Source organism: Nocardia gipuzkoensis (genome assembly GCF_021183645.1).
In the GTDB taxonomy this organism is placed as follows: domain Bacteria; phylum Actinomycetota; class Actinomycetes; order Mycobacteriales; family Mycobacteriaceae; genus Nocardia; species Nocardia abscessus.
The window spans coordinates 3,964,179-3,976,320 of sequence record NZ_CP089225.1; the positions used below are offsets into that span (position 1 = coordinate 3,964,179).

Here is a 12,142-nt window from a genome sequence, read left to right on the forward strand (position 1 = left end):
GCCATGTTCACCATCACGGTCTCCCATGAATCGGCTGTGCCGCCCTACGAGCAGCTACGCCTGGGCATCATCGCGCAGGTGCGTTCCGGCGAGCTGACCGCCGGAACCAAGATCCCGACCGTCCGCGCCCTGGCCGCCCAGCTCGGCCTGGCCCCCAATACGGTGGCGCGGGCCTACCGCGAACTGGAGGCCGACGGCGTGGTCGAAACCCGCGGCAGACAGGGCTCGTTCATCGCGTCGTCCGGTGACCCGACCCGCGACGTGGCGGGTCGCGCGGCCACCGCCTATGTCGCGACCGTGCGCAGACTGGGCTTGGACGACGCCACCGCCCTGCGCTACGTGCAAGCGGCGCTGGAAGGTTGATACGCCGGGGCCTCCACCGCTCCCCGCGCCCACACCGGCCCGACCACAGGTTTCGAGCGAAGCGAGACCGAGCATGCCCCCTTACTACCTCCAGCTCGGCAGCCAGAGGTGGTCGTGCCAGTTGCTCGGGGTGATCGGGAGGGCGGTGAGGATCGGCCAGAGCCAGATGAAGTTGGCGATCACCAGGCCCAGGTAAAGACAGACCGCGAGCAGTCCGAGGCTGCGCCGCTCGTTCGGCGGGGCGGGGAGGTAGGTCCCGGCGGGGCTGCGCGGGATGGTGCTGGGGCGCGCCGGGCCCAGCACGTCGCCGAGCGCCAGCGCCACGCCCATCACCAGGAACGGGGCCATCGGGACGGCGTAGAAGTAGTACATCTGCCGGTCGAGGGTGGCGAACCAGGGCAGCAGCGCGGCGCCGTAGCCGACCAGCACCGTGCCGTAACGCCAGTCGCGGCGCACCACGGCGCGCCACAGCATCCACGCCAGTACCGGACCCGCGACCCACCAGATGGCGGGCGTCCCGATCAGCATCACGGCCTTCACGCACTGGGTCTGGCCGCAGCCGGTGACGCCGCCGTCGGCGTAGTAGTACAGCATCGGGCGCAGGCCCATGGGCCAAGTCCAGGGTTTGGATTCCCAGGGGTGGTGGTTGCCCGCCGAATTGGTCAGCTCCGTGTGGAATTCCAGCGACCTGGCGTTGAAGTACCACAGCGAGCGCAGCGCGCCCGGCGCCACGTGCGACCAGAATCCGCCGGTGCCGATCGGGTCCGTAGGCGCCGACGGATTGCCCGGCATGTACCGGTACACGCCGGTCTCGCTGGCGAACCAGGCCCAGTAGCTCGCCAGATAGACGCCGAGGGGGACGAGCACCAGCGCGTACAGCGCGGGACCGATATCGCGCAAGGCCACACCGAGCCAGGGGCGGCGCACACCGTAGGTCCGCCGCGCCGAGAGGTCGAAGTAGACGCTCATCAGGCCGAAGGCGGCGATGAAATAGACGCCGGACCATTTGGTTCCGCAGGCCAGGCCGAGCAGCACGCCCGCGCCGAAACGCCACCAGCGCACCCCGAGGCGCGGACCCCAGTCCGTCACGCCGATCCGGCCGTGGGCGTCCGCGCGCGCGAACCGGGCGCGGATCTCGTCACGGTCGACGATCAGGCAGCCGAACGCGGCGGTGACGAACAGCGCCATGAAGATGTCGAGCATGCCGATGCGCGAGGAGACGAAGGTGAGCCCGTCGGCGATCAGCAGCAGGCCCGCGATCGCGCCGATCAGGGTGGAGCGCGCCAGCCGCCGCACGATCCGGATCACCAGCAGCACCAGCACCGTTCCGGCGACCGCCGCGGTGAAGCGCCAGCCCCAGCCGTTGTAGCCGAACATCGCCTCGCCGAGCGCGATGAACTGCTTGCCGACCGGTGGGTGCACCACCAGTCCGTAGCCGGGGTTGTCCTCCACCCAGCCGCCGGTGAGCATCTGCCAGGCCTGCGGCGCGTAGTGCTTCTCATCGAACACCGGAGTGCCCGCGTCGGTCGGGTAGTTGAGCATCGTGAAGCGCGTCACCGCCGCGATCGCGGTGAGGAACGCCGTCACCAGCCAGCCGCGCAGTCGGTCGGTGGGGCCGAAGTCGGGCGTCGGCCGCAGCGGTCCCGGACTCGACCAGGAGGGCACGGTTCCGAACCGTGCGGTCGCGCGCTGGTCGGTCACCTGGGTCACGCCCCGATCGTATGCTGTGCCGCCTCTCCGAGTATTCAGGCCGTACGCGTTGGGTGGTCGCACGCGTCGCGGTCAGGTCCCGCGCACCCGGCCCAGGACCGGACCACGAGACCCGCCCGTAGTCGTCGCGGACATCGGAATACGCTACGAACCGGTTTCGTATGTACATGGGCAACTCATCGGGTACGCCCAGAACTCGGGCGCACCCCGACGCAGGGTCTGAACGTAAATCCCTCGGCGCCCGACTGGTACGGCCTGAATACTCCGGAGAGGCGGGACAGCGACAGTGACGACGGGCAGGCTGGTGCTCGCGGCGACACCGATGGGCGACATCGGGGACGCCTCGCAGCGCCTGCGCGAGGGGCTGGCCACCGCCGACGTGGTGGCCGCCGAGGACACGCGGCGTACCAGGGCGCTGGCCAAGGCGCTCGGCGTCGAGATCTCCGGCCGGGTGGTCAGCTTCTACGACCATGTGGAGACCGCGCGGATCCCGATGCTGCTCGACGAGATCGCCGAGGGCCGCACGGTGCTGCTGGTGACCGACGCGGGGATGCCGTCGGTGAGCGATCCCGGCTACCGCATGGTGGCGGCGTGCGTCGAGCGCGACCTGCCGGTGACCTGCCTGCCCGGCCCCTCGGCGGTGACCACGGCGCTCGCACTGTCGGCCTTGCCGGTGGAACGGTTCTGCTTCGACGGATTCTCGCCGCGCAAATCCGGCCAGCGCCGGGAATGGTTGCGCACCTTGGCCACCGAATCGCGCGCCTGCGTGTTCTTCGAGGCGCCGCACCGGCTCGCCGACTGCCTGGCCGACGCGGTCGAGGTCCTCGGCCCGGACCGCCGCGCCGCCGTCTGCCGGGAGCTGACCAAGACCTACGAGGAAGTGGTCCGCGGCACCCTGGCCGAACTGGCCGCATGGGCCGTCGAGGGCGCGCGGGGCGAGATCACGGTGGTGCTCGCGGGCGCCCAGCCCACCGCCGCCGATCCCGCGGACCTGGTCGACGCCGTCGAATCGCTGACGGCCGCGGGCGCTCGCCTGAAGGACGCCTGCGCCGAGGTCGCCGCCGCCCACGTCGTCTCCCGCCGCGAGCTCTACGACGCGGTTCTCGCTGCGCGCCGCACTTCCTAGCGGCGCACCTCCCCGGGCCGTGCGGTGCGGCTCCGCCGTGGGTGGTCGACCCGAGGTGGTGCGGCGGGCATGATCATCGGTATGACTTCTCTGGAGAGCAAGGCCACGACGTTTCTCGGATTGCACGTGCCGGGGAACCCGGGCGTCTTCCCGACGGTGTGGGATGCCTGGTCCGCGAAAGTCGCTGTGGCGGAGGGCTTTTCGGCCCTGACGGTCGGCAGTCATCCGCTGGCCGACTCGATCGGCCGCGGGGACGGGGAGCAGATGACGTTCGACGAGTCGTTGGCCCGGGTGCGGCAGATCACGGCGGCGGTGGACGTCCCGGTGTCGGTCGACATCGAGTCGGGCTACGGGCAGGAGCCCGCACGGCTGATCGACGGGCTGCTGGAAGCGGGCGCGATCGGGCTGAACATCGAGGACACGGTGCACAGTGAGGGCAGGCGCCTGCGCGCGGCGCAGGAGCACGCCGATCTCGTGCACGGGCTGCGCAAAGCCGCCGACGCGGCGGGCGTGCACGTGGTGATCAACGCGCGCACCGACCTGTTCCTGCGCCGGGACGGCGACGACGCCGACCGCCTCGATCGCGCCATCGAGCGACTGAAGCTGGCCGCCGAGGCGGGCGCGGACGTGCTGTTCCCGGTGGGCCGCCACGCCGAGGCCGACATGCGCCGCCTGACCGGCGAACTGCCGCTGCCGATCAGCGCCACCGTGGCGCCGGATCAGGCCGACAAGGCGGCCCTCGCCGATCAGGGCGTCGCGCGGATCACCTTCGGCCCCTTCCTGCAGGCCGTGCTGACCAAGGAGATCCAGACCGTGCTCGGCCGCTGGAAGTGAGACCCGAGGCCGGTGCCCCACCGGACGACCCGGTGGGGCACCGCCCACGGTGAAAGGCCCGCCGGACCGCTGATGCGGTGTTCAGGCAGGTTCGGATAGCCCGAGGGCGCTCATGACGAACTGGACGAAAAGCGGCGCCATCTCCGGCACCCGCGCGGGTCCGTCGGAGATGATGACCCGCCGCGTCCGTTCGCCGATCGCGTCCGGGATCAGGGCGATCAGCCCGTCGGAGACCTCCGGCAGCGTCGGGTCCGCCGCGCGCGCCTGGTCGTAGAAGATCCGATAGAGCTGGGCGAAGCGGTCGACGGCGAGGTCGCGGTAGCCGACGGCGGCCTGGTTCACCTTGAACGACTCCACCAGAACCAGCCGGGCGAAATCCGGCTCGGTGGCGACGGTCCGGCAGAAGGTCACCACGATGGACTCGATCTTCGCGTAGGCGTCGGCGTCCGAGGGCAACTGGGCGAGTTCGTCCGCGATCCGGGTCGCCATGATGTCGACACCGGTGTGCACCGCCTCGGCGAAACACTCCTCCTTGTTGGCGAAATGGTCGTAGAAGGTGGTGCGCGAAACCCGCGCGCGGCCGACGATGTCGGTGAGCGTGGTCGCCGGATAGCCCTTGCTGTCCACCGACTCCACCATCGCCTCGACCAGCCTGCCGCGCTGCGACGTGAGTACGGCTTCGCGTGCCGCCCGATGCCGCTCGGCGAAACCGGACCGCTGAGCGGATGCCGTCGCATGCTGCTGGCCCATGTGTGCCCTCTCTGTGCCGGAACCGATCCCGAACGGCAGCGTCGTCGTACCGATCGCACACGGTCCGGGCGTCGCAGGGCCGCGAACCGGTGTTTCATTATCCGACAACGCATTCCACGACGGAAAGGCAGGTACGGCCCACCCCTGGGTAGTCGGGGTGCAAGATGGCGAAAGCATTGCGCGCCTTATGGTTCCGGCCCGCCGCGGGGCGGGCCGGACTGGTCATTCCTTCGGTTCGACGTACTTGGGGAACACCGGTTCCGGCGCGGGCAACGCCAGGCCGGGCTCGATCGGTGTCGCGATATCGGCGAACGTCCTGCGCTGCTGGCCCAGCTGGTCGAGGATGCGGCTCGCCGACCCCGGCAGCACCGGCTGCACCAGGATCGCGACGATGCGCAGCACCTCCAGGGTCACGTACAGCACGGTCGCCTCGCGGGCGAGATCCTCCGGCGTGCCCGACTTCGCCAGCGCCCACGGCGCCTGTGCGGAGAAGTACCGGTTCGTCTCGCCCAGCGTCAGCCAGATCGCCTCCAGCGCCAGATGCATCTGCTGCGCGTCGAATTCGGCGCGGCAGCGCTCCAGCAGGCCGCCCGCCAGGTCGAGCAGGGCGCGGTCGTCGTCGGTGAACACGCCTGGCGTCGGCACCGCACCGCCGCAGTCCCGCGCGACCAGCTTGGTGCTGCGCTGCACCAGGTTGCCGAACTCGTTGGCCAGGTCGCTGTTGATCCGGCTCACGATGGCCTCGTGGCTGTAGCTGCCGTCCTGGCCGTAGGAGATCTCGCGCAGCAGGAAGAAGCGCACCGCGTCCAAGCCGTAGTTCTCGACCAGTTCCAGCGGGTCGACCACGTTGCCGACCGACTTGGACATCTTCTCGCCCTTGTTGTACAGGAACCCGTGCACGAACACGCGTTTGGGCAGCTCCACGCCGGCCGACAGCAGGAACGCGGGCCAGTACACCGTGTGGAACCGGGTGATGTCCTTGCCGATGATGTGCACGTCGGCGGGCCAGAACTTGCCGAACGCCTCGGACTCGGTGTCCGGGAAGCCGACGCCGGTGATGTAGTTGGTCAGCGCGTCCACCCACACGTACATGACGTGGTCGGGATGGTCGGGGACCGGGACACCCCAGTCGAAGGTGGTGCGCGAGATGGACAGGTCCTTCAGGCCCGCCTTCACGTAGCTGACGATCTCGTTGCGCCGGGTGGCGGGCGCGATGAATTCCGGATGCTCCTCGTACAGCGCCAGCAGCTTGTCCTGGTAGGCCGACAGCCGGAAGAAGTAGTTCGACTCCTCGGTCCAGGTGACCGGCGTCCTGGACTCGGTGGAGACGCGGGTGCCGTCCTCCAGCACCGTGGTCTCCTCGTCGGTGTAGAACGCCTCGTCCCGCACCGAGTACCAGCCCGAGTAGTTGCCCAGGTAGATGTCGCCGCTGGCCAGCATCCGCTCCCAGATGGCGACGCAGGCGGCGTGGTGGTCCTCATCGGTCGTGCGGATGAACCGGTCGAAGGAGATGTCGAGCGTCTTGTCCAGCGCCTCGAACACATCGGAGTTGCGGGCCGCGAGCTCTTCCACCGGGATGCCCTCGGCGACCGCGGCCTGCTGCATCTTCTGGCCGTGCTCGTCGGTGCCGGTCATGAAGAACACGTCGTAGCCGTCGAGGCGCTTGAAACGGGCGATGGCGTCGGCCGAGATGTACTCGTACGCATGCCCGATGTGCGGCGCGCCGTTCGGATAGGCGATGGCCGTGGTGATGTAGAAGGCGGGGCGGTCAGCTTCGCTCATGGTGTGTCTACTGTAATGCGCGTGCATTCTTTCGCTCGCGTGAATATGCCCCTCGCCGATTCGCGGGCCGTGTGGCCCGCGCCGCGTGGTGGCCGCCGATGAGCGCCGGACGTCCCGCGCCGGAGTTGCCCGAGCCGCTGTCGCCGATCGTGGACGCGCACACCCATCTGGACGCCTGCGGCGCGACCGACGCGGCGTCCACCGCGGCGATCGTGGATCGCGCCGCTTCGGTCGGGGTCGGCCGGGTGGTCACCGTCGCCGACGACCTGGCCGCCGCCCGGTGGGCGGTGCGGGCCGCGCACTGGGACGATCGGGTGTTCGCCGCCGTCGCGCTGCATCCGACCAGGGCGAACGCGCTCGACGACGAAGCGAAGGCCGAGCTGGAGCGATTGGCCGGCGACCCGCGGGTGGTCGCCGTCGGCGAGACCGGTCTGGACTACTACTGGCCGGGCAAGCTGGAGGGTTGCGCCGACATCGAGACGCAGATCGAGGGGTTTCGCTGGCACATCGACCTGGCCAAGCGCATCCGCAAGCCGCTCATGATCCACAACCGCGAGGCCGATCACGACTTGCTGACGGTGCTGCTGGACGAGGGCGCGCCGGACACCGTGATCTTCCACTGCTTCTCCTCGGACACGAACATGGCGCTGTCGTGTGTGGCCGAGGGTTACGTGCTGAGTTTCTCCGGCACCGTGAGCTTCAAGAACGCGCACGAGCTGCGGGAGGCGGCCAAGGTCGTGCCCGACGATCAGATCCTGGTCGAGACGGACGCGCCGTATCTGACCCCGCACCCGTTCCGCGGCGCGCCGAACGAGCCGTACTGCCTGCCGTACACCGTGCGCGCGCTGGCCGGATTGCGCGGGCAGGATCCGGTGGAGCTGGCGAAGATCACCACCGCCAACGCGCGGCGGGTCTACCGCATCTGAGCCGGGTGCGCGCGCACCCGAGGGCCACAACGAATGCCCGCGATATGCCGGGCTATGCGAAATGTGGGCTATGTCACTTTCGCCGTTCCGTTTTGTGATTTACCTGCGGGGTCGATATTCGATCGTGATATTGAAAAGGCCCTGTTCCTGAGCTTGCTGTTGTCGGCGCCCGGCCCCCTCGTTATCGTGCTGTGACCATGTCCCCCTTCACGCGGATCAACCAGTCGCGTTCGCCGCTGCTGTACATCGCGGTCGCCGCGCTGCTGCTGACGCTGATCATCGGCGCCGGGCTCGCGATCGTGAACCGCAAGACGGTGGCCGTCGTGGTGGACGGCGAGAAGCTGTTCCAGACGACCATGTCGCGTGACGTGCGCGGCGTCCTGAAGGCCGCGGGCTTCGCCGTGACCGACCGGGACAAGGTGGCGCCCGCCCTGGCCGCGCACATCGCCGACGGCGCGACCATCACGCTCAACCGCGCCCGCGAAGTCGATCTGTCCGTCGACGGGATGACGCAGAAGGTGTGGACCACCGGCGTGACCGCGGGAGAGGCGCTCGAGCAGCTGAAGATCCCGAAAGAGGTCTACGTCTCGCCCGCCCGCGACGAGCGGCTCCCGCTGCAGGGCGCCACGCTGCTGATCGCGACACCGCGCATGGTCTCGCTGGTCGACGGCATCGGCAATCCGGTGGACGTGCGCGCCGCCGCCCCCACGGTCGGCAAATTCCTCGAGGTGTCCGGCATCCCGCTGGTCGAGCAGGACACCGTCGAGCCCGCCGCGTCCACGCCGCTGACGAACGGTCTGCGCGTCACGGTGACGCGCAAGCGGGTCGAACAGCACACCGAGACGTTGCCGCTGGATCCGCCGGAGAACGTCATCGAAGACCCGACCATGAACATGAGCCGCACGGTGGTGGAATCGCCCGGCGCGCCCGGCGTGCAGAACGTCACGTTCGCGGTCACCATGGTCAACGGCCAGGAAGTGGACCGGCAGGCCGTCGGTTCCACGGTGACCGTGGCGGCGCAGCCGAAGACCGTCCGCAAGGGCGCCAAGCCGGGCACCGAGGTGCCGCCCGTGCGCGACGGCGCGATCTGGGACGCGCTGGCCCGCTGTGAGTCCACCGGCAACTGGTCGATCAACACCGGCAACGGCTATTACGGCGGCGTGCAGTTCGACCAGGGCACCTGGGAGCGCCAAGGCGGCCTGCGGTACGCGCCACGCGCCGATCTGGCCACCAGGGAAGAGCAGATCGCCATCGCCGAGATCACCCGGCAGCGGCAGGGCTGGGGCGCCTGGCCCGCGTGCACCGGCCGGCTCGGCATCAGCTGACGCTCACCGGACCCGGGGGCCGCCGCGGCGTGGTTGATAGATTCTCGAGGTGTCCGAACCTGAAATCTCCGCTCGTGGGAGCGCGGCCCTGCTCGGGCCCGCCGAGGTGCGGGTACTTGCCGAGCGATTCGGCGTGCGGCCGACCAAGCAGCTCGGTCAGAACTTCGTGCACGACGCGAACACGGTGCGCCGGATCGTCGCGGCCGCCGGAGTGGGGCGCGGGGACGTGGTGCTGGAGGTCGGGCCCGGTCTCGGTTCGCTGACCCTCGCGCTACTGGACGTGGTGGACTCGGTGGTCGCGGTCGAGATCGATCCCGTGCTGGCGGGGCATCTTCCGGCTACCGTCGCCGACCGCGCGCCGGAGCTGGCGCAACGTCTGTCGGTGGTCGAGGCGGACGCGCTGCGGGTCGCCGCCGCCGACCTGCCCGCCGAGCCCACCGCGCTGGTGGCCAATCTCCCGTACAACGTGGCGGTGCCGGTGCTGCTGCATCTGCTCGCCGAGTTGCCCGGCATCGCGGTCGCTCTGGTGATGGTGCAGGCCGAGGTGGCCGATCGGCTCGCCGCCGAGCCGGGCAACCGCACCTACGGCGTCCCCAGTGTGAAGGCGGGCTTCTTCGGCACGGTCCGGCGCGCGGGCGCGGTCGGCACCCAGGTGTTCTGGCCGGTGCCACGGGTCGAGTCGGGTCTGGTCCGGATCGATCGCTTCGACCAGCCGCCGTGGCCGATGGACGCCGGGCACCGCCGCCGCGTCTTCGAGGTCGTCGACGCCGCCTTCGCGCAGCGCCGCAAGACCCTGCGCGCGGCGCTCGCCGGCTGGGCCGGGTCGCCCGCCGAAGCGGAGCGCCGCCTGCTCGCCGCGGGCATCGCCCCCACCGCGCGCGGCGAAACGCTTGACACCGCCGCCTTCGTCCGCTTGGCGGCCCAGGCGTAGCGCTGCCCATAGAGCAGCGGCTGCGCGAAGGCCGGATCAGACGGCGACTTCGTAACCGGCTTCGTCGACGGCGGCGACGATATCGGCGTCCGCGATCGGCGCGGTGCTGTCGACCCGGACCGCGCCGCTGGCGAGATCGACGTCGACGCTGGTCACACCGTCGATCTTGCCGATCTCGGTCTTGACGGAGCTGACGCAGTGCCCGCAGGTCATCCCCGTGACGGTGTAGGTGGTGGTAGGCATGTCCGACTCCTTCGCATCCAGATTCTCATACGATCCGGGGGTATCCCGACAGGTGAAACATACCCCCTATGGGTATCGGCGTGCAAGAGTGGCTCGGCATTGACCGGCGCGGCTCACACGCCGTCGGCCAGTTCCAGCCAGCGCTCTTCGGCCGTCTCCTTCTCCGCGAGCACCTGCTTGAGTTCCGCGCCCAGGGTGACCAGCTTGTCCGGCTCGGTAGCCGCGTCGGCCAGCGCGGTGTGCAAGCGCTGCTCGCGCTCCGACAGCTTGTCGATGGCGCGTTCCAGGCGGGTCAGCTCTTTGCGGGCCGCGCGGTAGGCCGCGGAGTCGGTGGCGGGGGCGTCGGCGGGCTTGGCCTCGGGCGCCGCGGCGCGCGTGCGGCTCGCGGCGAGGGTCGCGCGTTTGGCGAGGTACTCCTCGATGCCGCCGGGCAGGTTCGTGAGTTTGCCGTCGCCGAACAGTGCCCAAGTGGAGTCGCAGATCCGCTCGATGAGGTACCGGTCGTGGCTGATCACGACCAGCGTGCCCGCCCAGTTGTCGAGCAGATCCTCCAGCTGTTGCAGGGTGTCGATGTCCAGGTCGTTGGTCGGCTCGTCGAGCAGCAGCACGTTCGGCTCGGACATGAGGATGCGGGTGAGCTGCAGGCGCCGCCGTTCGCCGCCGGACAGATCGCCGACCGGCGTGCGCTGGCGGGCGGGGGTGAAGCCGAGTCGCTCGGCCAGCTGTCCCGCCGAGATCTCCTTGTCGCCCAGCATGATTCGCTGGGCGACCTGCTGCACCGCCTCCAGCACGCGCAGCTGGGTCGGCAGGTCGTCGAGTTCTTGGCGCAGCCAGCCGATCTGCACGGTCTGGCCTTGGACGCGCTTGCCCGCGGCGAGTGTCGAACCGTTCGGACCGGTGTCTCCGGCCAGCGCGCGCAGCAGCGTCGTCTTGCCCGAGCCGTTGACGCCGACCAGGCCGACGCGCTCGCCCGGCGCCAGCCGCCAGGTCAGGTCCCGCACCAGCTCCCGGCCGTCCGGGGTGGTGAGCGTGGCGTCCTCCAGCTCGACGACCACGCGGCCGAGGCGCTTGCGCGCGAAGGCGGCCAGCGAGACGCTGTCGCGCGGCGGTGGCACGTCGGCGATCAGGGCTTCGGCGGCTTCGACCCGGTAGCGCGGCTTGGAGGTGCGCGCCTGCGGGCCGCGCCGCAGCCAGGCCAGTTCCTTGCGGGCCAGGTTGCGCCGTCTGGCCTCGCTCGCGTCCGCCTGACGGGCGCGCTCGGCGCGGGCGAAGATCCAGTCGCCGTAACCGCCCTCGTAGCTTTCCACCTTGCCGCCGACCACTTCCCAGGTGTTGGTGGCGACGGTGTCCAGGAACCAGCGATCGTGCGTCACCACGACCAGGGCGCTGCGGCGGTCGAGCAGGTGCTGGGCCAGCCACTGCACGCCCTCCACGTCCAGGTGGTTGGTCGGCTCGTCCAGCACCAGCAGGTCGAGTTCGCGCACCAGCGCGGCGGCGAGCGCCACCCGGCGGCGTTCGCCGCCGGAGAGGTTGTCCACCAGGGTGTCCAGGCCCAGATCCGCGATGCCGATACCCTCCATCACCGAGCGGATCCGCGAGTCTGCGGCCCATTCGTGCTCGGCGATCTCGTCGGTCATGGCGTCGTCGGCCAGGCCCGCCAGCACCACCGAACCGACCGTCGCGCCCGCGGGCAGCACGCCGCGCTGGGTCACCACGGCCATGCGCAGGCCGCCGAGCCGGCTGACCCGGCCGCTGTCCGGTTCCTCGATGCCGGTGAGCACCTCGAGCAGGGTGGTCTTGCCGCCGCCGTTGAGGCCGACGACACCGATCCGTTCGCCCGCGTGCACGCCGAGCGAGACGTTGTCCAGCAGCGGCTTGATCCCGAAGCTCTTGTGGACCTGTTCGAGGTTGATCAGGTTGGACATGGATCCTTCCGTGTCTTGCGGAGGCGGTCCGATGATCGCCCCGGGCCAGCGTACCGACCGTGGCCGAGCGGCCGTCGATCCGTCGAACGCGGGGCGGGCTTGCGTGACGAACGTTGTTCGTTTAGATTCGGGTCGAACGAACACTGTTCGTTCGATGAAACCGAATCGGCGCTCCCCAGAAGTACAGCCGCAGAGTGGGACGCCCGCCTCGTAACGAGGTGTCGGCG

At 70.0% G+C, this 12,142-nt stretch carries 11 protein-coding genes; 6 read left to right on the top strand and 5 right to left on the bottom strand.

The annotated features are described in order from the left end of the window. The first annotated feature begins 3 nt into the window (after window positions 1–3). Window positions 4–363 (top strand): GntR family transcriptional regulator, encoded by a 360-nt coding sequence (locus LTT66_RS17560; RefSeq protein ID WP_043731954.1) that lies wholly within the window; start codon window positions 4–6, stop codon window positions 361–363. An 84-nt stretch (window positions 364–447) separates the two neighbouring features. Here the strand turns inward: LTT66_RS17560 and LTT66_RS17565 are convergent, their stop codons facing one another. Next, on the bottom strand, window positions 448–2,073 hold the full coding sequence (locus LTT66_RS17565; protein WP_408638812.1) for a dolichyl-phosphate-mannose--protein mannosyltransferase: 1,626 nt from the start codon (window positions 2,071–2,073) through the stop codon (window positions 448–450). Window positions 2,074–2,395: 322 nt separating this feature from the next. Between LTT66_RS17565 and rsmI the strand changes: the two genes are divergently transcribed. Both rsmI and LTT66_RS17575 read left to right on the top strand, forming a co-directional pair. Beyond that, window positions 2,396–3,199 (top strand): 16S rRNA (cytidine(1402)-2'-O)-methyltransferase, encoded by an 804-nt coding sequence (rsmI, locus tag LTT66_RS17570; protein ID WP_195067815.1) that lies wholly within the window; start codon window positions 2,396–2,398, stop codon window positions 3,197–3,199. Between the two features lie 81 nt (window positions 3,200–3,280). After that, the gene (locus tag LTT66_RS17575; RefSeq protein ID WP_181719416.1) at window positions 3,281–4,033 is read left to right on the top strand and encodes an isocitrate lyase/PEP mutase family protein; all 753 of its coding nucleotides are present in this window, start codon (window positions 3,281–3,283) and stop codon (window positions 4,031–4,033) included. Window positions 4,034–4,114: 81 nt separating this feature from the next. Here LTT66_RS17575 and LTT66_RS17580 read toward each other — a convergent pair whose 3' ends face one another. Both LTT66_RS17580 and metG read right to left on the bottom strand, forming a co-directional pair. After that, window positions 4,115–4,783 (bottom strand): TetR/AcrR family transcriptional regulator, encoded by a 669-nt coding sequence (locus LTT66_RS17580; protein WP_195067763.1) that lies wholly within the window; start codon window positions 4,781–4,783, stop codon window positions 4,115–4,117. A gap of 222 nt (window positions 4,784–5,005) precedes the next feature. Beyond that, window positions 5,006–6,565: a methionine--tRNA ligase gene (metG, locus tag LTT66_RS17585; RefSeq protein WP_195067762.1), complete on the bottom strand. Its 1,560-nt coding sequence runs from the start codon at window positions 6,563–6,565 to the stop codon at window positions 5,006–5,008. A gap of 98 nt (window positions 6,566–6,663) precedes the next feature. Between metG and LTT66_RS17590 the strand changes: the two genes are divergently transcribed. The 3 genes from LTT66_RS17590 to rsmA all read left to right on the top strand — a co-directional run bounded on the left by LTT66_RS17590 (window position 6,664) and on the right by rsmA (window position 9,747). Continuing rightward, window positions 6,664–7,491, top strand: coding sequence for a TatD family hydrolase (locus LTT66_RS17590; RefSeq protein ID WP_233068815.1), 828 nt, complete (start codon window positions 6,664–6,666; stop codon window positions 7,489–7,491). Between the two features lie 197 nt (window positions 7,492–7,688). After that, a complete protein-coding gene (locus tag LTT66_RS37090) occupies window positions 7,689–8,816 on the top strand; it encodes a resuscitation-promoting factor (protein ID WP_220134958.1) in 1,128 nt (375 codons plus the stop codon). Between the two features lie 49 nt (window positions 8,817–8,865). Further along, window positions 8,866–9,747, top strand: coding sequence for a 16S rRNA (adenine(1518)-N(6)/adenine(1519)-N(6))-dimethyltransferase RsmA (rsmA, locus tag LTT66_RS17605; RefSeq protein WP_043697837.1), 882 nt, complete (start codon window positions 8,866–8,868; stop codon window positions 9,745–9,747). Between the two features lie 36 nt (window positions 9,748–9,783). Here the strand turns inward: rsmA and LTT66_RS17610 are convergent, their stop codons facing one another. Together LTT66_RS17610 and LTT66_RS17615 are read right to left on the bottom strand one after the other, a co-directional pair. Beyond that, a complete protein-coding gene (locus LTT66_RS17610; RefSeq protein WP_063052594.1) occupies window positions 9,784–9,990 on the bottom strand; it encodes a heavy-metal-associated domain-containing protein in 207 nt (68 codons plus the stop codon). Between the two features lie 113 nt (window positions 9,991–10,103). After that, window positions 10,104–11,915, bottom strand: a complete 1,812-nt coding sequence (locus LTT66_RS17615) for an ABC-F family ATP-binding cassette domain-containing protein (protein WP_233068816.1) — start codon at window positions 11,913–11,915, stop codon at window positions 10,104–10,106. Window positions 11,916–12,142: the final 227 nt, after the last annotated feature.

Excerpts from the sequence above, each read along its gene's own strand:
- LTT66_RS17560 (WP_043731954.1), top strand. The coding sequence starts at position 4 with ATGTTCACCATCACGGTCTCCCATGAATCGGCTGTGCCGCCCTACGAG.
- rsmI (WP_195067815.1), top strand. The coding sequence starts at position 2,396 with ATGGGCGACATCGGGGACGCCTCGCAGCGCCTGCGCGAGGGGCTGGCC.
- LTT66_RS17575 (WP_181719416.1), top strand. The coding sequence starts at position 3,281 with ATGACTTCTCTGGAGAGCAAGGCCACGACGTTTCTCGGATTGCACGTG.
- LTT66_RS17580 (WP_195067763.1), bottom strand. The coding sequence starts at position 4,783 with ATGGGCCAGCAGCATGCGACGGCATCCGCTCAGCGGTCCGGTTTCGCC.
- metG (WP_195067762.1), bottom strand. The coding sequence starts at position 6,565 with ATGAGCGAAGCTGACCGCCCCGCCTTCTACATCACCACGGCCATCGCC.
- LTT66_RS17590 (WP_233068815.1), top strand. The coding sequence starts at position 6,664 with ATGAGCGCCGGACGTCCCGCGCCGGAGTTGCCCGAGCCGCTGTCGCCG.
- LTT66_RS37090 (WP_220134958.1), top strand. The coding sequence starts at position 7,689 with ATGTCCCCCTTCACGCGGATCAACCAGTCGCGTTCGCCGCTGCTGTAC.
- LTT66_RS17610 (WP_063052594.1), bottom strand. The coding sequence starts at position 9,990 with ATGCCTACCACCACCTACACCGTCACGGGGATGACCTGCGGGCACTGC.
- LTT66_RS17615 (WP_233068816.1), bottom strand. The coding sequence starts at position 11,915 with ATGTCCAACCTGATCAACCTCGAACAGGTCCACAAGAGCTTCGGGATC.